This window comes from Alteromonas sp. ALT199 (genome assembly GCF_018619335.1).
Classification (GTDB): domain Bacteria; phylum Pseudomonadota; class Gammaproteobacteria; order Enterobacterales; family Alteromonadaceae; genus Alteromonas.
Genome location: NZ_JAHHDX010000034.1, coordinates 17,469 through 43,464, shown reverse-complemented (window position 1 = coordinate 43,464; position 25,996 = coordinate 17,469). Strand labels below are relative to the sequence as shown.

The 25,996-nt window shown below is 44.5% G+C and carries 23 protein-coding genes and 1 pseudogene; 15 read left to right on the top strand and 9 right to left on the bottom strand.

All coding sequences use genetic code 11. The features are described 5' to 3' along the window. Window positions 1-94: 94 nt before the first annotated feature. The 4 genes from KL866_RS03785 (at window position 95) to KL866_RS03770 (ending at window position 4,845) form a co-directional block, all read left to right on the top strand. Complete coding sequence (locus KL866_RS03785) at window positions 95-1,390, top strand: GntP family permease (protein ID WP_025254723.1); 1,296 nt, start codon at window positions 95-97, stop codon at window positions 1,388-1,390. 230 nt (window positions 1,391-1,620) lie between these two features. After that, a complete protein-coding gene (locus KL866_RS03780) occupies window positions 1,621-3,012 on the top strand; it encodes a homoserine O-acetyltransferase (RefSeq protein WP_025254722.1) in 1,392 nt (463 codons plus the stop codon). Further along, window positions 3,009-4,085: a prolyl oligopeptidase family serine peptidase gene (locus KL866_RS03775; protein WP_214993509.1), complete on the top strand. Its 1,077-nt coding sequence runs from the start codon at window positions 3,009-3,011 to the stop codon at window positions 4,083-4,085. The genes KL866_RS03780 and KL866_RS03775 overlap by 4 nt, the downstream gene beginning before the upstream one ends. Next, on the top strand, window positions 4,078-4,845 hold the full coding sequence (locus KL866_RS03770; RefSeq protein WP_025254720.1) for a 3-hydroxybutyrate dehydrogenase: 768 nt from the start codon (window positions 4,078-4,080) through the stop codon (window positions 4,843-4,845). Before KL866_RS03775 ends, KL866_RS03770 begins: the two co-directional genes overlap by 8 nt. A gap of 108 nt (window positions 4,846-4,953) precedes the next feature. On the opposite strand, the gene KL866_RS03765 is transcribed toward KL866_RS03770, so the two are convergent. Next, window positions 4,954-6,114 (bottom strand): iron-containing alcohol dehydrogenase, encoded by a 1,161-nt coding sequence (locus KL866_RS03765; protein ID WP_214993507.1) that lies wholly within the window; start codon window positions 6,112-6,114, stop codon window positions 4,954-4,956. 317 nt (window positions 6,115-6,431) lie between these two features. Here KL866_RS03765 and nadK point away from each other — a divergent pair, with 317 nt between their 5' ends. From nadK to tmpT, 5 genes are all read left to right on the top strand, one after another. Then, the gene (gene nadK / locus KL866_RS03760; RefSeq protein ID WP_214993505.1) at window positions 6,432-7,307 is read left to right on the top strand and encodes an NAD(+) kinase; all 876 of its coding nucleotides are present in this window, start codon (window positions 6,432-6,434) and stop codon (window positions 7,305-7,307) included. A 260-nt stretch (window positions 7,308-7,567) separates the two neighbouring features. Beyond that, complete coding sequence (gene dps / locus KL866_RS03755) at window positions 7,568-8,077, top strand: DNA starvation/stationary phase protection protein Dps (protein ID WP_025254717.1); 510 nt, start codon at window positions 7,568-7,570, stop codon at window positions 8,075-8,077. 418 nt (window positions 8,078-8,495) lie between these two features. Further along, complete coding sequence (recN, locus tag KL866_RS03750; RefSeq protein WP_214993503.1) at window positions 8,496-10,181, top strand: DNA repair protein RecN; 1,686 nt, start codon at window positions 8,496-8,498, stop codon at window positions 10,179-10,181. A 124-nt stretch (window positions 10,182-10,305) separates the two neighbouring features. Continuing rightward, window positions 10,306-10,662 carry an outer membrane protein assembly factor BamE gene (locus KL866_RS03745; protein ID WP_025254715.1) on the top strand — a complete coding sequence of 119 codons (357 nt, stop codon included), beginning with the start codon at window positions 10,306-10,308 and terminating at the stop codon, window positions 10,660-10,662. Between the two features lie 105 nt (window positions 10,663-10,767). Next, window positions 10,768-11,421, top strand: coding sequence for a thiopurine S-methyltransferase (tmpT, locus tag KL866_RS03740; protein WP_214993501.1), 654 nt, complete (start codon window positions 10,768-10,770; stop codon window positions 11,419-11,421). A gap of 125 nt (window positions 11,422-11,546) precedes the next feature. Here the strand turns inward: tmpT and KL866_RS03735 are convergent, their stop codons facing one another. Then, window positions 11,547-12,833, bottom strand: coding sequence for a DUF445 domain-containing protein (locus tag KL866_RS03735; protein WP_214993495.1), 1,287 nt, complete (start codon window positions 12,831-12,833; stop codon window positions 11,547-11,549). 12 nt (window positions 12,834-12,845) lie between these two features. Further along, window positions 12,846-13,291: pseudogene (locus KL866_RS03730) on the bottom strand (ArsC/Spx/MgsR family protein). Window positions 13,292-14,035: 744 nt separating this feature from the next. Between KL866_RS03730 and KL866_RS03725 the strand changes: the two are divergent. Together KL866_RS03725 and KL866_RS03720 are read left to right on the top strand one after the other, a co-directional pair. Further along, a complete protein-coding gene (locus tag KL866_RS03725; protein WP_214993493.1) occupies window positions 14,036-14,707 on the top strand; it encodes a hypothetical protein in 672 nt (223 codons plus the stop codon). 41 nt (window positions 14,708-14,748) lie between these two features. Continuing rightward, on the top strand, window positions 14,749-15,321 hold the full coding sequence (locus tag KL866_RS03720) for a sugar O-acetyltransferase (RefSeq protein ID WP_214993491.1): 573 nt from the start codon (window positions 14,749-14,751) through the stop codon (window positions 15,319-15,321). 300 nt (window positions 15,322-15,621) lie between these two features. On the opposite strand, the gene dkgB is transcribed toward KL866_RS03720, so the two are convergent. The 6 genes from dkgB to KL866_RS03690 all read right to left on the bottom strand — a co-directional run bounded on the left by dkgB (window position 15,622) and on the right by KL866_RS03690 (window position 20,936). After that, window positions 15,622-16,425, bottom strand: coding sequence for a 2,5-didehydrogluconate reductase DkgB (gene dkgB, locus KL866_RS03715; RefSeq protein ID WP_214993489.1), 804 nt, complete (start codon window positions 16,423-16,425; stop codon window positions 15,622-15,624). A gap of 216 nt (window positions 16,426-16,641) precedes the next feature. Continuing rightward, window positions 16,642-17,538, bottom strand: coding sequence for a 23S rRNA pseudouridine(2605) synthase RluB (gene rluB / locus KL866_RS03710; protein ID WP_214993488.1), 897 nt, complete (start codon window positions 17,536-17,538; stop codon window positions 16,642-16,644). Between the two features lie 40 nt (window positions 17,539-17,578). Beyond that, the gene (gene scpB, locus KL866_RS03705) at window positions 17,579-18,172 is read right to left on the bottom strand and encodes an SMC-Scp complex subunit ScpB (protein ID WP_214993486.1); all 594 of its coding nucleotides are present in this window, start codon (window positions 18,170-18,172) and stop codon (window positions 17,579-17,581) included. Further along, a complete protein-coding gene (locus tag KL866_RS03700; RefSeq protein WP_214993478.1) occupies window positions 18,159-19,022 on the bottom strand; it encodes a ScpA family protein in 864 nt (287 codons plus the stop codon). Before KL866_RS03700 ends, scpB begins: the two co-directional genes overlap by 14 nt. A 217-nt stretch (window positions 19,023-19,239) precedes the next feature. Further along, on the bottom strand, window positions 19,240-19,860 hold the full coding sequence (locus tag KL866_RS03695) for an L-threonylcarbamoyladenylate synthase (protein ID WP_214993476.1): 621 nt from the start codon (window positions 19,858-19,860) through the stop codon (window positions 19,240-19,242). Window positions 19,861-20,078: 218 nt separating this feature from the next. Then, entirely contained in the window at window positions 20,079-20,936 is an 858-nt protein-coding gene (locus KL866_RS03690) for a PHP domain-containing protein (RefSeq protein WP_214993470.1), read from the bottom strand. Window positions 20,937-21,214: 278 nt separating this feature from the next. On the opposite strand from KL866_RS03690, the gene KL866_RS03685 reads away from it, so the two are divergent. From KL866_RS03685 to trpCF, 4 genes are read left to right on the top strand one after another with little or no spacing between them, the layout of a single operon-like run. Further along, the gene (locus tag KL866_RS03685; protein WP_214993468.1) at window positions 21,215-22,927 is read left to right on the top strand and encodes an anthranilate synthase component 1; all 1,713 of its coding nucleotides are present in this window, start codon (window positions 21,215-21,217) and stop codon (window positions 22,925-22,927) included. Continuing rightward, window positions 22,924-23,556, top strand: coding sequence for an aminodeoxychorismate/anthranilate synthase component II (locus tag KL866_RS03680; RefSeq protein ID WP_025254702.1), 633 nt, complete (start codon window positions 22,924-22,926; stop codon window positions 23,554-23,556). Before KL866_RS03685 ends, KL866_RS03680 begins: the two co-directional genes overlap by 4 nt. Next, window positions 23,549-24,580 carry an anthranilate phosphoribosyltransferase gene (gene trpD, locus KL866_RS03675; RefSeq protein ID WP_214993466.1) on the top strand — a complete coding sequence of 344 codons (1,032 nt, stop codon included), beginning with the start codon at window positions 23,549-23,551 and terminating at the stop codon, window positions 24,578-24,580. The genes KL866_RS03680 and trpD overlap by 8 nt, the downstream gene beginning before the upstream one ends. After that, on the top strand, window positions 24,573-25,982 hold the full coding sequence (gene trpCF / locus KL866_RS03670) for a bifunctional indole-3-glycerol-phosphate synthase TrpC/phosphoribosylanthranilate isomerase TrpF (RefSeq protein ID WP_214993464.1): 1,410 nt from the start codon (window positions 24,573-24,575) through the stop codon (window positions 25,980-25,982). Before trpD ends, trpCF begins: the two co-directional genes overlap by 8 nt. Window positions 25,983-25,996 lie beyond the last annotated feature (14 nt).

Here is a 25,996-nt window from a genome sequence, read left to right as displayed (position 1 = left end):
TATGCACTTTGTGTTTTTCAGTGCGGACGAATTTTTAATCGACTTAACTGTTTCGGATCATCTGCGGTCACAGATTTTTTAAGGAATTATAACTATGTTAAGTATGATTGGCTTAGTAGGCGGTCTGTTATTGCTTATTGTTTTGACAATACGCGGAATGAACCTCTTTATCGCTGCACCTTTGTGTGCGCTTGTCGTTGCCATCACCAATAATATTGGCGTATTCACTGGCGACGTAAATTTTGTTCAAACCTATATGAGTGGCTTCTCGGGCTTCATCGCCTCTTGGTTTTTCATGTTTTTACTTGGTGCGTTATTCGGTAAATTCATGGAAGATACAGGAGCTGCGGATGCTGTTTCCCGCTGGATCATCACCAAAATTGGTTACAAACGCGCTGTATTAGCTGTTGTGCTAGCTTGCGCTATTTTGACCTACGGCGGTGTGAGCGTATTTGTCGTCGCGTTTTCTGTTTACCCTATGGCGGTTAGTTTGTTTAAGGATGCCAACTTACCCCGTCGCTTTATACCAGCAGCGATGGCGTTTGGGTCGGTAACATTTACTATGACCTCGGCGGGCTCACCCGAAATTCAAAATTGGATCCCCATTAAATATTTGGGTACATCCCCTTTTGCTGCATGGGAAGTCAGTCTTGTCGTAGCCATATTCATGGCATGTTTTGGCTACTGGTGGCTTGCTAAAATGATCAGAAAAGCCATAAATAACGGCGAAGTGTTTGAAGCCAGAGCAAGCGACCCTGAAGTACGAGAAAGAGCGTTACCCCACCCGCTCACCGGTATTGTGCCCTTGGTAGTGGTGCTCGTCATCTCATTTTTATTCCACGAAGAGCTTGCTCAACTGGCGCTTATTCTTGCATTAGGTGGCGGCGTACTCTGCTTGTTGACTATTAATTACAAACATTTTCACAGTTTACCGATAGCCATTAATGCGGGCACGACGGGAGCATTAATTGCCATAGGTAACACGGCCGCTGTTGTAGGGTTCGGTTCAATTGCGAAAAACACCGAAGCATTTCAAACAACGGTTGCGCTTATGACCCAAATTCCTGGTAACGAGCTTATTGGTGCCGCTATTGCAGTAAGCGTTATAGCCGGGTTAACAGGAAGTGCATCAGGCGGACAAGCCATTGCTTTACCTTTGGTGGCCCCCCACTACCTTGACCAAGGCGTTGAGCCAGACCAGCTGCATAGAATTGTATCTATATCTTCAGGTGCATTAGATTCGTTACCTCATAATGGCTATGTAGTGACAACCATACGCGCTATTTGCAACGAAACCCATCAGGCTGCGTACTGGGCTGTTGGCGCACTAACCGTCGTAGTGCCAGTTATTGGCCTTGCCATGGCCGTTGGTTTGTTCAGCGTAATGTAATGTGCCCAATCTGGTTAGAACAAAAGTACGCGATGTAGGAAGTTTTGATAATAGTTAAAGCGATGGTGATAGCTATCGGCAAAACCCTGCACTACGAGATCAGCTCAAAAATACCAATGGGCTTCGCCTAAATATCGAAAGCACAGGCGCAGAAAAGCCTTTGCTCGGATCGCGTTTAAAAGTAACAGCTCTTCGAAGAAAGACTGTGCTATGGAAAAGGACTAAAGAGTATGAACTGGAAAGTTTTGTGTGGTCAAACGCTAATGTGGAATAAAAAAAAGCACAACAGCAACCTGTTGAAAAAGCGTCGGGTCTTATCTACGCATAATGGTATGACATCCCCAAAGTTGGTAATGGTGCGCTTAGTTAGAAGGTTGCGCCCTCTGTTGGGGTTACTCGCAGCATTAATGATGACCTTACATTACCAGGTTATCGCGAGCGAGACTGAGCCAAAAAATTCGCTGTCGTCTGCCGCTCACTCAAAAGCTTCGCTGAAGGTAGAAAAACGCGTTTTTGAAATGACTCACTTCACGACCTTTAACGGCAAAACAATCAAAAATGTAAAAGTAGGCTGGGAGGCGTACGGAACATTAAACGACACAAAAAGCAACGTTATACTTATTACCCACTATTTTTCTGGCTCTTCTCATGCAGCAGGAAAGTACAACGCAGACGACGCAGCGCCTGGGTACTGGGATAGCATTATCGGCTCGGGGAAAGCCATTGATACAGACCGCTTTTACGTAGTTAGCGTAGATACGCTGGCAAATTTAAATGCTTATGACCCGCACGTTATTACAACCGGTCCTGCGTCGATAAATCCAGACACGGGAAAACCCTATGGATTAGACTTTCCTGTAGTAACAATACGAGATTTTGTAAATGTACAAAAAGCGTTACTTGAAAGCCTGGGTGTTAGCAAGCTCTACGCGGTTATCGGGCCTTCTATGGGGTCTATGCAGGCTATCGATTGGGCGAGCGCCTACCCTGACTGGGTTGAGCGTATGATTTCCGTTATCGGTGCTGGTCAAAGCGATGCGTGGACTACCGCAGCACTGGAACACTGGTCTACGCCAATTACTCTTGATAAAAACTGGAACAATGGTGCTTACACTAAAGAGCAAGCGCCCCTCGATGGCTTAGCGGCCTCGCTTATGTTAATTACGCAAAATGCTCTTACCCCTTCGTTTTTTAATGAACAGGGCAGTACGCTAGGGTTTAATAATGTTGAGTCGGCGCCGCTTAATGATATACGTCGGACGCACAGTATTGTGAACTGGCTGCGCGAGCGAGCAAAGAGTCGGGCAAAAACCATGGATGCTAACCATCTTTTATATTTGGTTCGGGCTTGCCAGCTCTTCGTGACTGGGCATCAAGATAATCTAGAGCAAGGGCTTGCGTCGATAAAGGCTAAAACACTGTTTATTCCGGCTCAAACTGATTTGCTGCTTATGCCTTACTTATCGCAAGGTGCGCACCAAGCATTAGTTTCAACTGATAATGACAGCACATTAGTTACGCTGGATGGCAAATTAGGGCATCTAGAAGGGGTAACTAACATATCGGCTCAAGCCAAGGCCATTCGCCAATTTTTAGAAAATGATAAGGCAGCAATGCAATGATGAAATCTAAACCTTTTTTACGCCACGCGATGTGTTTTTCTATGTTAAGCGCTGGCGCATTGAGCCTCAGTGCGCCAGCTTTCAGCGCTGAGTCGTCGACGCAGAAAGCTGTCCCTCCTCTTACCCTCGATTTAGAGAAAGTCACCGTTTCTGGCTTATCCTCAGGCGGTTACATGGCAACACAATTTCAACTAGCACACAGTGACTGGGTGAAAGGCGTTGGTGTCATTGCAGGCGGCCCTTACTTTTGTGCACAAGGTGATATAACCACCGCCCTCGCACAATGCGTGAACAAGGTAGAAGGAGAGATAGACCTTGAAGCGTTAAACAAAAAAGCCGCGCAGTATGAAGCTGAGGGAAAAATAGCTTCGCTTTCTAATATGAAAGATACAAAAGTCTGGCTTTTTCACGGCACGCAAGACACAAGAGTAATTTCGCAAGTCAGCGATTTGTTATTTGAGCAATACAAATTGTGGACAGACACACAAAGTATTAGCTACATCAACGATAAACCCATGGCACACCTGTTTCCCACCGAAAATAACGGCGTGAACTGCATGAAATCAGAAAGCCCCTTCATTGGAAACTGCGACTATGATGCAGCTGGCGCTATGCTTTCCCACCTTGTTGAAGAGCTTTCAGTTCCCAATGAGAAACTGTCGGGACAAATACATTCGATAGACCAGCAAAAAATAGCCGGAAGCGACGCCAAAACACTTGCGAGCGAGGGCTTTGTGTACGTTCCAGAAAGTTGTGCACAAGGCGAGCATTGCAGAGCCCATATCAGCTTTCATGGATGTAACCAGTATGCAGACGCTGTAGGCGATGCCTACACCACTCAAACTGGGCTAAATGAATGGGCTGATGACAACAATATTGTTGTGCTGTACCCACAAACGAAAAAGTCGCTATTTATGCCGTTAAACCCGCAGGGGTGCTGGGATTGGTGGGGCTATGCGTCTAGCGATTATGCAAACAGAGACGGCGCACAAATAAGGGCTGTAAAAAAGCTGCTGTTTTCATTAAATAGTGCACCTTCATCGAATAAAGTCGCAGGGAGCACCAATGAGTAAGCGCACAGTATTTATCACAGGCGGTGCAAGCGGCATTGGCTATGGCATTGCCGAGTCAATGATGAGACAAGGTCATCACGTGATCGTAGCCGACATAAACGAACAGGCGGCGAAAGACGCTGTGACCAAGCTTGCACATTTAGACGGTTCGGCGAGTGCCGTTGCTGTAGATGTGTGCAATGCAGAGCAAGTTGCTGCGCTACCCGACGTATTAGGGAAACACACGGTTGATGTACTTATTAACAATGCAGGAATACAACACGTTTCTCGTATAGAGGACTTCCCTTCAGATAAGTGGCAGCAACTTATCAATATAATGCTTGTTGGCCCAGCTCTGTTAACCCAAGCCTTTTTACCAGCAATGCGCGAGCAAAACTACGGACGCATTATTAATGTAGGCTCTATCCACTCACTGGTGGCCTCGCCCTATAAGTCTGCTTATGTTGCGGCGAAGCACGGTCTTTTAGGTTTTGCAAAAACCATCGCCCTTGAAACAGGTGACTGTGATGTAACCATTAATACCCTTTGCCCCGCGTATGTTAAAACCCCCTTGGTAGAACAACAAATTGCCGCGCAAGCGAAAGAGAATAACCTCACCGAGGAAGAGGTAGTAACAAAAATAATGTTAGAGCCCATGCCTAAAAAGCAATTTGTTAGCGTGGAAGAGCTTGCAGATACCGCGAGCTTCCTAATGTCGCCCAGCGCTCGGAATATTACCGGTCAAACCATGGTGCTTGATGGTGGGTGGACGGCTCGGTAGTTGACAGTCGTCTTAACGCTTTACTATTTATTGTTGTAAAAAATTTCACTTCGTACCAAAAAGACTGCAAAGAGCAGTCTTTTTTTGTTTTATGTTCTCGCAAAAACACTATTCCCAAAGCGAGATATAAATAGCTACCATCTCTTCAATAGTTGGTACACGTGGATTATTGCCCGGAGATCCCGATGCCAAAGCTTGCTCTGCCATTGTTGAGGTCGACGCGAAAAACGTCTCTTTATCAATTCCGAACTCGGCTGGTGTTGGCACTTGCAAATCAGCATTAAGTACTTTTAGCTCGTTGATAAACTTTTGGGTAGCGACATCATCTGAGTCGCCCTGCGTTGCAACACCCATAGCACGAGCACATTGTGCATAACGCACTGGTGCACTTGGAATAGAAAAGGCGGTTACCGCAGGTAGTAACATGGCGTTAGACAAACCATGGGGCACATGGAACGCGGCACCAATAGGTCGACTCATTCCATGAACAAGAGCCACAGATGCGTTTGAAAACGCAATACCCGCAAGCGTTGAGCCCAGCATCATTGATTCCCTTGCTGTCTCATTTGTTGGATCTGCAAATACGGTACGCAGATTGGGGGCGATTAATGCCATGGCTGACAGTGCCTGTGCATCGCTATAAAGATTGGCTTTGCGGCTTACGAACGCCTCAATAGCGTGAGTGAGCGCATCAATGCCTGTATCGGCGGTAACGCGGGCAGGCAAACTTTGCGTTAACGAATAATCGACCAACGCCGCCGTTGGCATAAACCCTAAACCAACGCATAACATTTTTTCCGTGGTATCTTCGTCGGTAATAATGGTAAATCGCGTTGCTTCTGAGCCCGTTCCCGCTGTTGTGGGAATGGCAATAATAGGCACCCCCGGTTCATCGACAACTCGAGGGAATTTGTAGTCTCGCATTTCGCCGCCGTATTTACCCAAAATGGCTATGGCTTTTGCGCTATCGATAGGGCTTCCACCACCTAAGGCAATAATGCTGTCATAAGCTTGGGTTTTAAACGCATCTACACCTCGATTAATTGATGTTACCGTGGGCTCTGGGACGGTATCAGCGAACACTTCTGCGCTTATTCCTGCTTCGTTTAGTACCTGCACTATGGCCCCGCTATATCCCAATTCAACCATCACCTTGTCGGTAACCAATAGTGGTCTATGGCAATTAAGCCCTTTAAGCGTTTCAACAACCCGCTGGCTCGACCTTTTCCCTATGTGCATCACTCTTGGCAGAATAATTTGATGAGACATGCTTCCCTCGCTATGATTTCTTTTCTTAAGCATACCTACCGCAACTCCTAAAGCAATGATAATGTAAAAATATTGTTACTCCTCTTTACTTAGATTTTTCTTGTTATGTAGCTAAGAGCAAAGTACTTTTCAGCCAAATAAAAAGCGACAAATTGATTCAGTGGTCTAGCGAGCACTACTCTATTGAAGGCGGCCTTCTCGACTATAATCGGTTAGAAGATCGCTAAACCTGGCGCTCTGCAACGTTTTACGCTTTTCTTTTGCAAAATACCTGTGCTAATGTCCGACCATTGGAAATGAAAGGACATTAGCATTCCATGCCCTATCAAACCGTTGCTTTAATTGGAAAACCTCAGCACGCTGCAACTCATGACAGTTTGAATATTCTTGCCGAATTTCTTTTGGCAAAAGGCTGCAAACTATTGGTTGAGGAAAATATTGCTGAAGAGCTTGAAACTGAAAACCTCAAAAGCTGTAACCTTGTTACTATTGGTAAAGAGGCTGACCTTGCCGTTGTAGTAGGTGGTGACGGCAGCATGCTAGGTGCTGCGCGCGTACTCGCTCGCTTTGACATTCATGTTGTGGGCGTAAACCGAGGTAACCTCGGCTTTTTAACAGACATTCACCCTGATGATATTGTTCAACAGCTTGACCTTATCTTTAATGGTGAATGCGTGGTTGAAGAGCGCTTCTTACTTGAAGTCGAAGTTTATCGGCACGAAAAGCTCAAAAGTAACAACTCTGCCGTAAACGAAGTGGTGCTGCACCACGGTAAAGTTGCCCACATGATGGAATTTGAAATTTATATCGATGAGCAATTTGTATTTAGTCAGCGTAGCGACGGATTAATTGTCGCCACACCTACAGGCTCTACAGCTTACTCTTTATCCGCAGGCGGTCCCATCATCATGCCAACGCTAGATGCACTTACCTTGGTACCTATGTTTCCTCACACATTGAGCAGTCGTCCCATTGTTGTTGATGCAGACAGTCAGGTATCGATGAAAGTATCAAAGGTAAACAGTGACTCGTTGCAAGTGAGTTGCGACAGCCACATTGTTCTACCCGTACTACCGGGCGATGAAATACGCATCAGCAAGAGCATAGATAAGCTTCACCTTGTTCACCCCAAAGGCTACAGTTACTTCAACGTACTTCGCAAAAAGTTAGGTTGGGGCAGTAAACTTTACTAGCCTCACTGCCCCATCCGTTTGTTCCTATGTGCATTTATTACATTAGCCTGTAGCTTTTTCTTAATCGCTACAGGCTTGAAAAATAAAGATTTTTTAATCTTGATAGATTTCTCCATTAAAAACTTATACTTATAAATATCTCAGATTTCGGCACACCCGTTGCAACTGTTGAAGTAAGTTGTTGGCGCAGGGTTAATGAGATTTAAACCCTCTTGATGTTTTACATCGTGCTAATTTTTTTGTATTCAATAGGAGATATCATGAGTAACACCAATATCAAATTTACAGCCCCAGGAATGGATAACGATGCAGCTGCCAAAACAATTAAGGTATTGGATCAGCGATTGGTTGCACTATTAGATTTACAGTTAACGCTAAAACATATTCATTGGAATGTGGTAGGTCCTAATTTTATTGGCGTACATGAGATGTTAGACCCTCAGGTAGACGCCGTACGCGAAATGACCGACACCATTGCAGAACGTATCGCAACATTAGGTGGCGTACCAAAAGGTACACCAAAAGCTATTGTAGAAGGTCGTAGCTGGAAAGACTATGAATTAGGCAAGGGCTTAGTTCTTGACCATCTTAAAGCACTTGATGCTGTGTATGATGGCGTAAATGGCGACCATAGGAAAGCGCTAGAGCTACTTGGTGAGATAGACCCTGTATCGGAAGATATGATCACTGGCCAGCTGGCAGATTTGGAACAGTTCCAGTGGTTTGTGCGCGCTCATATTGAGTCTGGTAGTGGTGAATTGCAGCAATAACCTTCTACCATTGACTTTTAGGTAGTCATCAGACGTTTTATGACTTAATTAAAGTTAAAATTCCAAAGGAGAGCTTAGGCTCTCCTTTTTGCTGGTTTGTCTTCAATAGAGCTTAAGGTAGGTTAACGTATCGGGTTACAAACCTATTTGCAGATATGATTTTCGCTATTGAAATTTGAATTGATTTAGTACTGTATAAGTTTCTTTAAAGCACACCTTCGTGTTTAGCTTCACTTTTCGAGTTACTCATAACCCACACATAACACACCAAATTTATGATATTGATTTTATTAAGTTTATTAATATACACATTCATTTTAGCGTAATTTTTTATCGACTTAACTTTACACAGACAAAATACTGTATATATTATCAGCTACTGTATATATCATCATGTTCAACTTTTTCGAGTGTGGTTATGTTAGCGCATCTTTCTATTTCTAATTTTGCTGTTGTAAAACAATTATCGGTTCAACTGGAAAACGGGTTGACTGCAATAACCGGTGAAACCGGCGCAGGTAAATCAATTGCTATTGATGCGTTAAGCTTGTGCTTAGGTGAACGTGCCGACGCGAATGCTGTACGTAAGGGCAGTGCGAAAGCTGAGATCATCGCACATTTTTCTTTAAGCGGTAACGCATTAGCAAGAGCATTTCTCGACGAGCATGAGTTAACCTCAGACGAGGATGAAAACAGCTGCTTTATTCGCAGAGTTATTTCTAAAGAAGGTCGTTCAAAAGCGTTCATCAATGGTATTCCCGCTTCACTTCAGCAGCTAAAAGGCTTAGGCCAGTATTTGTTGGCCATTCACGGTCAAAACACACACCTTCAACTGTTGAAAGAAGATCATCAAAGAGAGCTGGTTGACGGTTACGCTAAGCATGACGAATTGTTGGCGCAAGTAACAGAAACCTACTCACTCTGGCGTGATAAGCAACGCACACTAAAGGCACTTCAAGAGCAAGCTCAACAGCGTGAAGATAGAATTCAGCTGTTAACCTATCAGGTTCAAGAACTTGATGAGTTTGCTATTGAAGAGGGCGAGTTCGAAGAGTTAGAAATAGAACACAAGCGATTGAGCAATGGTCAAAGTCTTTTAGAACAAGCGCAGACTAGTGTGTACAACCTATATGAGAGCGACGAAGGCAACGCATTATCAGTGATTCAAAGCAGTATTGAGCGCTTAGGTGAATTAGAAGCCCACGATGCAAGCTTAACGCCTATGATAGCGTTATTAAACGACGCAGCAATTCAAGTAGAAGAAGCTGCGGGGGAGCTGCGTAGCTACTGCGATCAGTTAGAGATCGATCCACTTCGCCTTCAGCAAGTTGAGGCGCGCTATGCTAAGGCGATGGAACTTGCGCGCAAACACAATGTGATGCCAGAAGGGCTATATCAATACCATCAAGAATTAGCTGCCGAATTCAATTCATTATCTGAACAAGAAACGCTGTTAGGGACACTTGAAGGTGAAGTAGAAGAAGCGAGAGCAACGTACCTGACTGCGACCAAAGGGTTGTCTGAAAGTAGGCAACGTGCTGCAGGTAAGTTAAGTAGAGATATTGAAGCTCAGATACGTCAAATGAATATGCCTCATGCAAAAGTAGACATTCAAATTCAGTACGTTGAGCTTAAGAAGCCAGTTAGTACAGGTCTTGATACTGTCGAGTTCAAAGTATCTACCAACCCTGGTCAGGATGCAGACAAGTTAGAAAAAGTGGTGTCTGGTGGTGAACTGTCGCGTATAGGGCTAGCTATCCAGGTAATTGCAAGTGACAACCACGCCACGCCCACCATGATTTTCGATGAAGTGGATACAGGTATTAGCGGGCCAACGGCATCAATTGTTGGCGGCCTTCTACGCAAACTGGGCAAGCAATCACAAGTAATGTGTGTAACGCATTTACCACAAGTAGCTGCGCAGGCGCACAACCAGTTGTTTGTTACCAAGCTTACTGATGGGGAAAGCACAGAAACGCAAATGCTACCGCTTACTAAGCAAGACCGTATTGATGAGTTGGCAAGATTGCTAGCCGGTGACAAAGTAACCAAATCGGCCTTAGCTAACGCAAAAGAACTGCTTAAAAGCGCAGCATCGAACTAAAATGCAGTTGATTGGTCATAGTTGTCAATGTAGCATGCCTTCGCGCTTGCAATAAAACAGTCTCGAAATTCGCCTTCGCGAAGTTCGTTGGCACTAACAAAGGCAATACTGGACAAATTAACGCATGAAGTTGCAACACCTATTAGTAATTCTTGGTATCACATTTACATCAACCGCTTGCTCGAACTGGATTTATCGAATCGACGTTCCTCAAGGTAACTTCCTTGATCAAAGAGACGTAGAAAAGCTGCGCGTTGGGATGACAAAAGAACAAGTTATTTATGTATTAGGTAACCCTGTTGTTCAAGACTCGTTCGACGATGACACTTGGTACTACGTATACGATATGAAGCGCGGTATGAAAAAGCGCGGCGAAGATTTTCAAAAGCAGATGGTAATTAACTTTGCCGATGGCAAGGTTACAACAGTTGAAGGTGACTTCGAGTTATCTGAAGACTTCAACACTCCGCTTGATAACTAATCATATTTAAAGAGGTAGCATTTTTCACGCTACCTTTTTAATTTTGATACCCATAGTAACTACGCCTGTTTTTTGAGTTAAATCGCTTACCTGTTTGAGGTCTATATGGAACACAGTTTTTGGCACAGTAAATGGCATAAAAACGAAATTGGATTTCACGAACCTGAGGGCAATGCGCTTCTCGTAAAGTATGCATCTTTTCTGATTGGCGACGAAAAACTAAGCTCATCTTTACCACGTATATTTGTCCCTCTCTGTGGAAAAAGCCGAGATATCGGTTGGCTACTTTCTCAAGGTTGCGAGGTTATAGGTGCTGAACTTAGTGAAATGGCTATTATACAGCTATTTGAAGAACTGGGTGCTGAGCCTACTGTTACTTCTACTGCAAACGGTAAAGTTTACACAAAAGAAGGTTTAACCATTTACGTGGGCGATATTTTTAAACTCACTTCAAGCGACCTTGGTAATGTTTCGGGGGTTTACGATAGAGCGGCATTAGTTGCACTACCCAGTCCGCTTCGCGAGCAATATGCTGCGCATTTAATGGCTATTACTCAATGCGCCCCTCAGCTAATTATTTCATTCGAGTATGACCAGAATGAAATGCCCGGCCCTCCATTTAGCGTAAATGAAAAAACCGTTGATTCGCTTTACTCTGGCGACTATGACATTAAAAGGTTAGAGCGCTCAGTACTTGAAGGTGGCTTAAAAGGAAAAGTAGACGCTGATAATTTGGTATTTGCACTAACAGCAAAGTAAGTTTTATTGTTGTTTTTTGTTGCAGGTATATAGTGTTTAAACCAATGCAATTACTTCAAATTTAAAGGGCTACTACTGCTGCGCCCTACTGCTTTCATTGCCAATAATGTTGCTAAGGGCAGCGTCTACAGTCCTAGCAACACCTCAACCCCAAACAATATTGCACCTATTAAACCACCGACGATGGTGCCATTAATGCGCACTTTTTGAAGGTCGCGACCAATATTTAGCTCTACCTGCTCCGCCATCTCACGTTCATCCCAACTATTGATGGTGTCGCGAATATGACGCGTCAGAAACTCAGCCAACTCTGGCGCCATATATTTTGCAGCTTCACCAATATGCTTATTAAACGCTTTTGCTAACTCACTGTCTTGCGTCAAGGTAGTGCCTAAATCATTTAAAAGACCCGACACTTTCGTTTCTGCTTTACCATTTTGCTCTTCAAGCGACGTCAAAAGCCATTGATGGAATTTAGCCCATGATTGCTGAACATAGGTATTTAATGCTGGGTCATTGATGATTTTTTCGCGATAGCTGTTAACCTTTTTCTCCATTAACGGGCTGTGTTGTAGCTCGTATAAAAACTCATGCACCTGCTCGTCGAAGGCATGGCGAATAGGATGGTGCTCATCCTCGTATATATCTTCTAAAATACTTGAAACGGCTTTAACAGCAATGAGCGCACCCTGCTCGCTTAGCCAGCTTGACGGCAATAGCTTTTCGATACGGCTGTACTCAGTTTTTAACCAGACCACTAACGTATCTGCTATATAAATTTGAGTTTCTTGTTCTGCAAGCAGTTTAGCTAGTTTGCCTAATACCCTATCGAGCACAACTTGGTGCTGGCGTTCTTTCGTCACAGCATTTAACGAGGTTGCCATTAGCTGCCTAAGATCAAGTTGGTTAATTCCCCTCTGTGCGGTTTTGGTGATAAAAGCTTTTACGGGTTTGTCATCAAGCACGCGTAATACACCGGCAAAGGCGTCACATAGAAAACGGCTCAAGCGAGTAGCGTTTCTTTCTTGTGACAACCACCTCCCTGCGCCTTTCGCAGGGTCGCTGTCTCGAATGAGCTTTTCTATCGCTTCGGGGTGAAAGAATTTTTCTTTAACGAATAACGACAAGTTATTAGCAATAACCGACTTATTACTTGCCACGATATTGGTATGGGGAATGGGGTACTGTGCTGGTATTGGCTTGAACAGTGCAGTTACAGCAAACCAGTCAGCGAGACCACCAATAAGTGCCGCCTCACTGGCCATTTTAATAAGCCCCAACCACCATGCTCCTTGTAAGCTTGGATAAAACTTGGGAAGCAACACAGTTAAGACAAATACACCTGCGGCAAAAATCAAACAGGCCAATGCAAGCCTTTTAGCTTTATTCAACTGCGCGTATTTGTCCTGCATAAACTGCTCCGTTTAAATTACTCGTTTACCATCTTGGTCAGTTAATGGTGTGCCATCTTCTTTAGAAAAAGAGCCTTTTGGCCATACAGGTAAAATATCCAATATGGCTTCACTGGGGCGACATAGTTTCACTATTTCTTGAGCGTTTTCAGTATCGCCGCTATCGTCACCTAGCTCCGTAGACTAAGAGGCGGTTTTTTCATATTCAATTCTAGGAATGCAAACAATAGGCCTATTCACCAAAATTGGGTGTTTCAACATCAATTCAAAAATGGCTTCGTTGTTCGAAGTGCTTGTCGAGGGGTTAGGTTAGCTGCGTTCAATAAATAAGTTAGTTGATCACGTTCCCACCCAACAAGTAAATATTCAACGACCTGCACCTCATATCCCGCCGCCCTAATAACCGCTAGCACATTTCTAGACGTACCGCACTCCGGGTTGTGATAAATCTTTATCATCGTTACTTACCTCCACATAAAAATAAAAACTACAAATACCAACATACTATTTAGATTTGAAGACAGACACTCAAATAGACCGATTACACAACCTGCACTTCGTGGACACACACTTACTTTTCTACCAACTAAAGACCTGAACCTGAACCTGCACTCCGTGGACACACACTCATTTTTCCTTAAGCTACATGCTTTGCAAAAAGATGTTCGGATTATCAGCCTTGTTTGACGACATTACTGTTAAGTTAACGCATTCAGCTCATTTCCTTAAAATAAACGGGTGTCTGTCCACTTCTATCCTTAAGTGCATGTTAGATACTCTCCGTGAACCTGCACTTCGTGGACACACACTCATTCTTCCTTAAGCTAAATGCTTCGCAAAAAGACGTTCGGATTACCAACCTTGTTTGACGACATTGCTGTTAAGTTAACGCATTCAGCTCATTTCCTTAAAATAAGCGGGTGTCTGTCCACTTCTATCCACTTCTATCCTTAAGTGCATGTTAAATCGCATGGTCAAATTCGCTATCTATTGGCAGTAAAAGCTATAAAACTAATCATCTCGCCAATACGCTTGTTCTTCCTCATCAGTAAAACCCACTAACCTTATGATTTAATTAATTTTTATAGAATGGCACGATACGTGATAAACACATTACACGACACATCAAAAATTGTGTTTGGCACCAACATCATCAAAGCGTGCTATCTAAAATATATAGAAACAATCAAGGATATAAAAAAATGAAAAAGTCGATAATTGCCAGCGCTGCTATTTTACTCTCTGCTTCTTTACTAAGCGGATGCGTTATCCATGTCGGCAACGCAAGCGCTTTGGAAGGCAGTGATTTCAGCTCAATTTTGGGTAATATCGATATTGCCGAAGGAAAGCACGCCGGCGACATATCTTCTGTAAACGGCAATGTGGAAATTAGCGATCATGCTGGAGCTGATGAAGTGAGCATCGTTAATGGTAACCTTGAAATGGGAAGCTATGTGACTGTCCGAAATATTGACATTGTAAATGGCGATGTAAGCGCGGCTTCGAACCTGACCGTGGTTAAGGGCATAGAGACGGTAAATGGAGATGTTACGCTTCCTAAACAAAGTACAATTGGCGCTAGCGTTGAAACCGTGAACGGTGATATCACGGCAGTTGATACGAACATAGAAAAACACATCGAAACACTAAACGGCGATATTACTTTGTCTGGTTCATCTCACGTTTTAGGCGATATCGTATATAAAGAAAGTGAAAGCTCGTGGGGCAAAAAATCAGATAGCAGACCCACTCTATCGATCAGTGCCTCTGTTACTGTAGATGGAAACATCATTTTGCATCGCCCCGTTAATTTAGATATCGAAAACGACGAGTTAAAGCAAAAAGTCGTTGTAAGCTACAGTGGTGCGCAGTAACTTATCGGCTCAAATATTAAAGCCTAACGTTTCGGAATTACATGACTGAACAAGAAAAGATGCTTGCTGGCGATCTATACTATCCTTCAGATAAAGTATTAACGGCATTGCGTAAGCAATGCCGTATTCAATTAGACGAGCTTAATTCAACTTGCCAAAGTGACCACAAAAAGCGTATTAGATTGCTAAAACAGTTGTTTGGCAACACAGGGAAAAGACTGTACATCGAATCTTCGTTTAAATGCGATTATGGCGAAAATATCCACGTTGGCGAAAACTTTTATGCCAATTTTAATTGTGTCATTTTAGATGCAGCAAAGGTGACCATTGGTGACAACTGTATGATAGCGCCCCAGGTAGGGCTTTACACAGCCACACACCCCATAGACCCAGCGCAGAGAGCAACAGGTATAGAGTTCGCCAAGCCCATTACTATCGGCGATAACTGCTGGATTGGTGGAATGGCAGTTATAAACCCTGGTGTGACATTGGGTAATAATGTGGTTGTGGCTTCTGGCTCGGTGGTGACTAAACCTTTTGGAGACAATGTGGTCATAGGCGGAAACCCAGCCAAAGTAATCAAAAAGATTGAGCCAATTGAACAAAGTGTTTAACAAGTTAGCCGATGCTTTTATGAATGAAAGTTTTTTATAAATGAAGCTTTTGTAGGAGGCCTTTTTTTTAAACGGGGCTTTTCTGAACAGTGCCTTTTTCAACGAGCTCTCCATTAACCTCATTCGTTAATTCGATTTTATTTGCTGAAATCAGAAGTATTATAAGGCCGCGGATGTAACCAATAACGCGGCCTTAAATTGATGTCGAATACAACGAAACGAGACAAGGCTAGTAAACTCAACGCTAGCCTTATTCACCTTATTATATATACCCTAACAAAATATCAACTCTGCAAAGCCCTAATCCCAGTTAGGCGCGAAATCAGGGCTTACAATACGCTCGCCATTATCAAGGCGATCAATAAGAACAAGCTCTTCTTCGCTAAGCTGTACGCCACCGTAAGCCAAGTTCTCCGCTAAGTGTACTTCGCTGGTTGATGAAGGAATTGCGTAAATGTGGCGTTTCTCCATCCATGCCAATACCACTTGCGCCGGCGTTGCGTCGTGGTTTTGAGCGATACTCAACAGAGTTTCATCCTTCATTACTTTCCCAACAGCAAACGGCATGTACGCAGTGGCTCTGACGCCTTTTTCCTTGCCAGCTTCTACAACTTTTTTATTTTGCATGAAAGGATGAATTTCAATTTGGTTCGTGTAAATTTCGCCTTCACCCAAAATTTCTTCAGCTTTGTTTAGCAAATCAATAGTGAAATTAGATACGCCTATATGACGCGTAAGCCCTAGCTCTTTCGCCTTTGCAAGATTGCCTAAATAACTTTCTAGTGAAATGTCATTACCTGGATATGGCCAGTGAACGAGAAGTAAATCCACATACTCTAGCTTTAGCTTTTCTAAGCTTTCGTGAACGCTTGGTATAAAATGGTCGTCGCCCAAGGATTCGTGCCACACTTTGGTGGTGACGAATAGTTTACTTCTATCTAACGCACTGGTTTTTATGGCATCGCCAACTTCAGCTTCGTTGCCGTAAAATTGTGCGGTATCAATGTGCCTAAAACCTACTTTTAGCGCTTTACTTACTGATTCACGGGCCTCGTCACCTTTTAAACGAAACGTTCCCATTCCTAGTTGAGGCATGTCTTTCATAACAATCTCCTATTCCGTGTGGCCTTTAACTACTTGATGTAGCACATTCATAATTTCCTACGCCATCGTTTGAAAAGAAGATCGAAACGCACTTATTGATTAGTAGAGTTAACTTACCAACTCTGATTATTATTAAGCGTGTGTTTGTTGCTGGCATAAAAAAAGCCGCTAGCATTTGCTCGCGGCCTTAAGTATTCACATAGATATAGTTAGATACTATTTACGTTTGCCTGGGCGCCCAGCACGTTTGTTCAAGCCTTGTTGCTTGCGCACTTTGTGCTTTTTAACAGAACGGCGCATACGGCTTAAGCGGACGTGATCAAGCTTACCTTGGCGTACGTTAACCATGGTTTGCGTTTCATCAGGAAGTTGAACATGGCTACGAAGCGCGTTCACGTCTTCCAATCCTAATTCAACCCATGCACCTTGCGGTAGACGCTTTTGCAGTTCGATTGGGCCGTACTTAACACGGATCAAGCGACTAACTTGAACGCCTTGAGACTCCCAAAGACGACGAACTTCTCGATTGCGTCCTTCTTTCAACGTAACGTTATACCAACGATTCATGCTCTCATCTTCAGCGTGCTGAGGCGTGGGCGCACCTGAGATAGTAAGAAACTTAGCTTCTCCATCTTCTAGCTCTACACCTTTTTGCAGCGTGTGAAGCGTTTTGCCGGTAACTTCACCAAACACGCGAACCGCGTATTCACGTTCCACTTCGCACTTAGGGTGCATGAGACGGTTCGCTAACTCACCGTCATTAGTGAATAACAGTAGGCCACTGGTATTCATATCTAGACGGCCAACGGTTATCCAACGCCCTTGTCGTATAGCGGGAAGACGGTCAAATACCGTATCGCGACCTTCAGGATCGTGACGGCTGCATAATTCGCCTTCAGGTTTATTGTACATCAACACGCGGCAGACCGGCTGTTCTGTCTGACGAGAGAGCAAGTGACCATCTACACGAATTTGTGCAGTATGATCGACTCTATCGCCTAATGTAGCTTTGGTGCCATCAACCGATACTCGGCCTTCTTCAATCCAACGTTCCATTTCTCGTCGCGAGCCTAGCCCTTGGTTTGCTAGTACTTTTTGCAACTTTTCAGTCATGGTTTTTCACTCTTTAATTGCTTGTTTACGGTCGCACGGTCTATTTTGACGGTGCCTCATTTAACACCTTAAGCGGCGAGTCTGATGCAACGCTTTTTGCCATGTTTTCGAAAGCATCAGCATTGGGCAAATCGCTCAACGACGTCATCGAAAAATAGTCCAAGAAGCCTTTGGTAGTTGCGTAAAGCGCTGGTCGCCCAGGCACTTCTTTGTGACCTACTACCTTTACCCAGTCTCGTTCTGTGAGTGTCTTTATAATATTACTGCTTACCGCCACGCCCCTTACCTGCTCTATTTCTCCGCGCGTAATAGGTTGACGATAGGCTATAAGTGCCAAGGTTTCGAGCATTGCTCTAGAATACTTTGGCGCATTTTCCTGCCACAATTTACTTAACCACGGACTTAACGCATCTAACGATTGAAAGCGATAGCCACTTGCTACTTCCACCAGTTGAATGCCTCTTGGCTGATAGTCTAACTTTAGCTCGTTTAGCACCTTACTCAAGGTTCTATCAGCAACGGTAAACTCATTAAGCACCGTATCTTTCAAATGCTGCTTTGAAATAGGTTTATCAGCGACGAATATTGCTGCCTCGACCAATTGTTTAAGCTGCGCCGTGTTAATTTTCTTCATGGGCACCTAATTTTACATGAATTTTTGCATAAGGACCTGCCTGAATGCATAAAATTAGCTGTTCTTTTACTAATTCTAAAATTGCTAAGAAGCAAACCACAACGCCAGCTTTACCTTCTTCAACTGTAAACAGTCGTTCAAGCGGCGTATATTCCGTCGATGTAAGTAACGACAGAATAAGCGACATGCGCTCTCGTGTGCTTAACGCTTCCCGCGCAATAGTATGATGTTCAAATGCTTCGGCGCGCTTCATGGCCGCGCTAAACGCTAATACAATTTCGGCGAGAGAGACATCAGGCTCAATGCGAATTGGCGCCACACTCTCACTTAATTCAACGTGAGTGGTGAAAATATCCCGTTCAAGCCTTGGCTGAATATCTAAATCTTCTGCCGCTTGCTTTACCAGCTCGTATTCTTTTAATCGGCGAATAAGCTCTGCACGAGGGTCTTCTTCCTCGTCAGCATCATCACTGCGCTTGGGCAATAGAAGCCTGGACTTAATTTCTGCCAATATGGCTGCCATCAACAAGTACTCTGCCGCCAATTCTAATTTCAGCGACATCATGGCATCCACATATTCCATATATTGCTTGGTAACATCGGCAATAGGCAGTGTGGTGATATCAAACTTTTGCTTTCTGATAAGGTAAAGCAATAAGTCGAGAGGACCTTCAAAGGTTTCTAATATAACTTCTAGCGCATCCGGGGGAATGAAAAGATCTTCAGGTTTTTCAATTAGCGCTTCGCCATTAATAAACGCAAGTGGCAACGGCTGCTGAACAGGTGTCGCAAGCTTCTTCTCAATAGAGGCTTTGTGATCTTTACTATTTTCTTCAACAAGCTCTGACACTATTTCACAACCGTTTTCACGCGCTATCAAAGCGACAATTATTAAAATTATTATTTACGCGTTCATGCTAGGACCCGTTGAACCTTGTTGAACATTAGAAAACAACAGAGAACATTAGTGAACGACAGGCCCAAGATACTTAGCTTACGGTTTCCTACTATAACTTTCACCTGCAACTGGCAAAAGAAGCTACTTCAAAAAAACAGCCAAACGAAAGTTACTCAAAGGGAGACGGATCACCCGTACCATGGCGCACAATAACTGGTGTATCTTCCGACAAATCCACCACGGTAGTAGGTTGCTCACCAATGTAACCACCGTGAATGATAAGCCCAACTTGCTTTTCTAAGTTATCACGGATGACATCCGGGTCTGACTCGGCCATGGTATTGCCCGGCAGAATTAACGACGTTGACATCAATGGCTCACCCAGCTCTTCCAATAATGCAAGCGCAATCGCGTTGTCGGGTACTCGAATACCAATGGTTTTACGTTTAGGGTTTTGCAAACGCTTGGGTACTTCGCGCGTTGCTTTCAACACAAATGTGTAGCGCCCTGGCGTATTGTTTTTAATTTGCCTGAACGCCGTATTGTCTACCTTGGCGTAAATCGATAGCTCAGACATATCTCGGCACATTAAGGTAAAGTTGTGGTCTTTATCGATTTGGCGAATACGACAAAGTTGCTCAAGCGCCTTTTTATCCTCAATTTGACAGCCTATGGCATAGCCTGAGTCGGTCGGATATACAACTACAGCACCCTCTCGAATTAAATCGCAGGCCTGGCTAATTAAGCGTTTTTGCGGATTATCTGGGTGTACATAGAAAAATTGACTCATAAATACTTCCTTTTCTAAAAAAGTGCAGACCGATATTGCCGTAACGCTACAAAGGTGAGTGACTGTCCACTTACAGGCACTTACTCGGCTCGCTGCTACACTTTCTGTGAGTGCACTTCACGGTTATTACATGTGTTGGCGAAAGCGCTTATTAACTGTGCATAACCATTTCACTTTAATCACTGGTTTATACCACGAACTTAGCAAATTAGATTTTCTTAACCTTCAGCCATCTGCCCTTCAAATTGTTTCCAATCATGCCATACAGGAGTGAGCTTACTGCTAATGCCTAAGTTCTTACCCAGCTCTGTCCAACGAGACGGAAAGTGAAAATCAGAGCCCGCTGATGCTAACAACTGATGGGTTTGTGCAAGTTCATTAATAAGATCTTGCTTGGTTTTATTTATGCCAGGAAACGCGGTTTCAATGGCATCACCACCCGCTTGTTCAAACAAAGCAACTAAGCGCCTAAGCCATTTTGCTGTCATGTCGTAATGGGCTGGGTGAGCCAGTACCGCTTGACCACCTGCATCCTGAATCCACTCAATAGCTGTTTCAATGCTTGGCCATTCGGCTTTTACCGCCGCACGTTTGCCTTTGCCCAGATACTTTTTAAATGCGGCGTCCATGCTCGGTACACCGTAATTATTAACCAGTACTCTCGCAAAGTGAGCTCGGGTTACCTGACCAACCCCTGCTAATGCTTTCGCCCGCGCTAAAACACCTTCAAACCCACACTTTTCAAGTTTATTAGCAATTTTTTCAGCCCGAGCTTCACGGGTTTGTGACTGACCCTGCAAGCGTTCTAGAAAAGTTGGGCAGTGTCTGTCCACATTTAATCCAACTACATGGATATCGAAACTGTGCCAAGTGGTGGAAATTTCAACACCATCAATAATGGTTAGTGCTCGTTTTTGCTTGGCTTGAGTAGCGTGCGCTTCTTCTAAACCGGCAACGGTATCGTGGTCAGTTACGGCAAGCGCATCCACCTGCATGGTGTGCGCGCGAAGGATTAACTCTTCTGGCGTTAAGTGGCCATCAGAGAATTTTGTGTGGCTATGTAGATCTATTTTCAATGTCTTATGCAAATTTTAGGTTGACACAAAGGGCAATTTGTTTTCTTCTATACACACAAAGTATACGTACTAACTGCTTCAAATCCTATTGAAGTTTGGAAAAACAACGAGTAATTCATGCATTCATACGACATTTCGACAGCAATGACAGTTGCAACTTGGTGGTGGCACTCCCTAACTTAACGGGCGGTGTGCACTGTAGTGCGTGAATGAAAACACATAAAGGCCCGTTTATACGGGCCTTTTTTTTATCTTTTTGCAGTTGGAGAGTAGCAAAAATGAGTTTAGCGGAACTGGGGACGTCCCCAGGCAAGGTAGAGACAATTGAGCAAGTGGGACACTATGTAGACGACCCACTTGCCGCGTTTGCCCATCTGTGCAGAAGCAAAAGCAACGCGCTGCTTTTGGAATCTGCAGAAATCGACTCTAAAGACGACTTACAAAGCCTATTAATGGTTGATGCAGCTCTACGCATGGAATGCCAAGGCAACCGTGTAGAAGTTAAAGCACTGACGGGCAACGGCGCTTCGGTACTGCCTTTGTTTGCTACCCATGCCCCTGACGGCTTGCATGTTAAAGAAAGGACAGACACTTCAATTACGATGGTGTGTGATGAAGCTGACGGCGAGCTTGACGAAGACAGCCGCTTAAAGGCCGCAAGCGTAATGGACGCACTTCGCATTGTTATCAATAAAATAACGCCTATTCGCCAACATCCCCACGCTATATTTTTAGGCGGCGTATTTGCCTACGACATGCTGGCAGGCTTTGAAAAGTTACCTGACGTAGCTGAAGGTGAAAATGACTGTCCAGACTTTGTGTTTTACCTGGCAGAGACCTTAATTACCGTTGACCATCAAACCCGCGAGACGCATCTAATTGGCAGTGTGTTTAGCGGACAAGATGTCGCTCAGCAATACTTTTCTATAGCCCAGCGATTAGAAGCAATTCATCAGCAGCTACACGATATGCCTGCCAAGCCCGTGCTAGTAAATAAAAATGCGGTAAAGGTTACTAAAGTAGAAAGTGGACAGTCACTCGTTCCCGACTCAGACAACCAAAACGGACAGTCACACTCTTCTTTTGACCCAAATATTGAAGTTAGCGTTGATTTAAGTGATGAACAGTTTTGCAATCACGTGCTCGACCTAAAACAGCACATTTTAGCCGGCGACATTTTTCAGGTTGTGCCCTCGCGCACATTCTCTCTCCCCTGCCCGTCGCCACTACTTGCTTACGCCAAACTTAAAGAATCAAACCCAAGCCCTTACATGTTTTACATGCAAGATGCTGCTTTTAGCATTTTTGGCGCCTCTCCCGAGTCAGCGCTTAAATACGAAAGAGAAAGTAATCAGGTAGAGATTTACCCGATTGCAGGTACACGTCCTCGCGGCAAGCGCCCTGATGGCAGTATTGATAGAGACTTGGACAGTCGCATAGAACTAAACCTTCGCGAAGACACCAAAGAGAAGTCAGAGCACATTATGCTTGTTGACCTTGCGCGAAACGATGTTGCAAAGGTAAGTGGCCCAGGCACGCGCTATGTTAAAGACTTGCTTAAAGTAGATCGCTATTCTCACGTTATGCACCTGGTGTCGCGTGTGGTTGGCCAGCTACGTGACGACTTAGATCCACTGCACGCTTATCAAGCCTGCATGAATATGGGCACCCTAGTTGGCGCACCAAAAGTAAGTGCGGCCACATTAATTCGTGAAGTAGAAGAAAAGCGCCGCGGCAGCTACGGCGGTGCAGTAGGCTACCTAAATGGCCAAGGCGATATGGACACCTGTATTGTTATCCGCTCCGCCTTTGTGAAGAACGGCACAGCTTATATTCAAGCAGGTGCTGGCGTAGTATATGACTCAATACCACAAGCCGAAGCAGACGAAACACGTGCAAAAGCACAAGCGGTGATTGGTGCAGTCAAAGCCGCGCTTCAAGAAGAAGCTGAAAATAATGACGTTGCGTTAAATGAAGGAGGCAACGTATGAACCAGCAAGTGACCACCCTATTTCTACTAGACAATGTAGATTCTTTTACCTACAACCTTGTTGATGAATTGCGTACCTTAAACCTAGATATAAAAGTATATCGCAACACGGTATCTGCAGACGCATTGTTTGAAAGAATGCAGGAACAAGCAACGAAAGGCCCTGTGCTTCTTATGCTGTCGCCAGGTCCAGGGGCACCAAGCGAAGCCGGCTGTATGCCTGAACTGCTTAAAAAAGTTCACGGCGTATTCCCCGTTATTGGTATTTGCTTAGGCCACCAAGCCATTGTTGAGCATTACGGCGGTAGTGTAGGTCGTGCAACTCAGGTTATGCACGGCAAGTCTTCTGCCATTACCCACTCTGAAGATGCTATGTTTAAAGACTTGCAGCAGCCCTTACATGTAGCACGTTACCACTCTTTAGTGGCACATACTTTACCTGAAAGCCTTACTGTCTGCGCATCTACAATAAACGATGACGGCAGTGAAGCCGTTATGGCAATTTACAATAGCGAAGATCGCATGTTGGGCTTTCAGTTTCACCCAGAATCTATTTTAACAGCCAACGGCAGTTTGCTGTTAAAACAAAGTATTGATTATTTAACGTTACAGGGAGCGAACCATGCTTAACGCAGGCCCTCTACTAGAACAAATTATGTTGCGAGAATCACTGTCGCAAACCGAAGCGTACAGCTTATTTAACAGCATTATGCACGGTGAACAAAGCGAAGTAATGATTGCCTCTGTACTCACCGCGCTTAAAATGAAAAAAGAGTCACCCGGTGAAATTGCGGGTGCAGCGAGCGCAATGGTGGCTAATGCCCTTCCTTTCCCAACGCCATCTTACGAGTTTGCCGACATCGTTGGTACAGGAGGAGACGGCCACAACACCATTAATATTTCCAGCGCAGCTGGGGTAGTCGCCGCATCGTGTGGTGTAAAGGTGGCAAAACATGGTAATCGAAGTGTATCGAGTAAGTCTGGCTCAGCCGATTTGTTTCGCCAGTTTGGCCTTAATTTGGAAATAAGCCCAGAAACATCCCGCAAGTGCTTAGATGAAGCAAATTTCACATTTCTTTTTGCGCCGGTTTATCACGCTGGTATGCGTCACGCAGCCCCCGTACGTGCTGCGATGAAGACCAGAACCCTATTTAATATACTAGGGCCACTGGCGAACCCAGCGGGTCCAACTCATGGCGTTTTCGGCGTATACTCTCCCGAACTGCTTGAACCTTACGCAAAAACCCTTATGCTGCTTGGCCAACATCGCGCAATGATTGTGCACGGCGACGGCTTAGATGAGCTAGCACTTCACGGCGAATCAACAATTTACGACCTTGAGCATGGCGATATACGCAAGCTTACCGTTACCGCGGAAGACTTCGGTTTACCTCATTATCCGCTTTCGGCGATTGAAGGCGGTGAACCTGAAGAAAACAGACAGTTTGTTGAAGCTGCATTGAACGGTGAAGGCAAAGAGGCGCACCGTGCTGCTATCGCGATGAACTGCGGAGCACTGTTGAAAGTAACCGGCAAAGCCTCAACCTTTAAAGAAGGGGCTGAAATGGCGATGAATGCGATGACCGAAGGGTTGCCCATGCAATTATTAACGAAAGTTGCCAAAATTACTCAGGAGGTAAGCACGAATGGCTAATGTGCTTGAGAAAATTGTTGCAGACAAACGCGAAGAAGTGGCTGCGCGCAAAGAGGCGCTTCCGCTAGAAAGTTTCAAAGCTGATCTAGTTCCTTCTAAAAAGAGTTTATTTGCAGCGCTAAGTGAGCCAAACGCAGGCTTTATCTTTGAATGCAAAAAAGCATCGCCTTCAAAAGGCCTTATTCGAGAGCACTTCGATCTAGACGAAATCTTAGCAGCATATAAGCCATACGCTGCCGGTATTTCTGTGCTGACAGACGAGAAGTACTTCCAAGGTAAATTTGAATACTTAGCATACGTTACTGAGCGCGTTGCTCAGCCTGTGTTAAACAAAGATTTTTTTGTTGATACCTATCAAGTGTATTTAGCTCGTCACTACAACGCTGATGCTGTTTTACTAATGCTAAGCGTACTTGATGACGACGAATATCGAGAGCTTGAAAGCGTTGCTAACGCTCTGTCATTAGACATTCTTACGGAAGTAAGCAATGAAGAAGAAATGGGGCGCGCAATAGCGCTTGAAGCTAGTATCATTGGTATTAACAATCGCAATTTGCGCGACCTTTCTACCGATTTAGCTACAACCGAACGCCTTGTGCCCATGCTAGAAAAAGCTAAGCACGAGTATGTGGTTATTTCAGAGTCGGGCATATACACGCACCAAGACGTGCTGCGCTTAGCGCCTGTATCCCAAGGCTTTTTAGTGGGCAGCGCGCTAATGGCAGAGGCAGACCTACCACGAGCAGTGAAAACACTGGTAAATGGCGCAGTTAAAGTGTGCGGGCTAACCAGCCCAGAACAAGCACAAATGGCGTTTGATAGAGGCGCTAGCTTTGGCGGGCTTATCTTCGCAGAAAAATCGTCACGCTGTGTGAGTGAAGCCCAGGCTTCGACCATAACGCAAAGCGTTGATGGTGCTTTTGTGGGCGTATTTGTCAATCATGAGATTGATGTTGTTGCTTCCCTTGCTGCTTCACTCAATTTGTTTGCCGTTCAGCTACATGGTAGCGAAGACGAAACTTACATTTCCGCGCTTGCAGACAAGCTCCCAGAAGGTTGTGAAATTTGGAAAGTTGAAGGCGTTAAAGCAACGTCGTCTGACACTCTTCCAGAAACAGTGGACAGACACTTAAATAACAGCCTTATAAGCCGCGTGCTTTTAGATTGCCAGGTAGGCGATGCGAAAGGCGGTACAGGCGAAGCGTTCGACTGGCAGTTATTAAATGATATCGAAGCGAAGCATAAGTTAGTGCTTGCTGGCGGTATCAACGCCCAGAACGTTGCAGATGCTATTGCAACCGGAAGCGGTGCTATTGATGTAAATTCAGGTGTGGAAACCGCACCCGGCGAGAAAAGCGAAGAAAAACTCGACGCGCTTTTTGCCATTTGCCGCCGTTACTAATTTAAATACAGGAC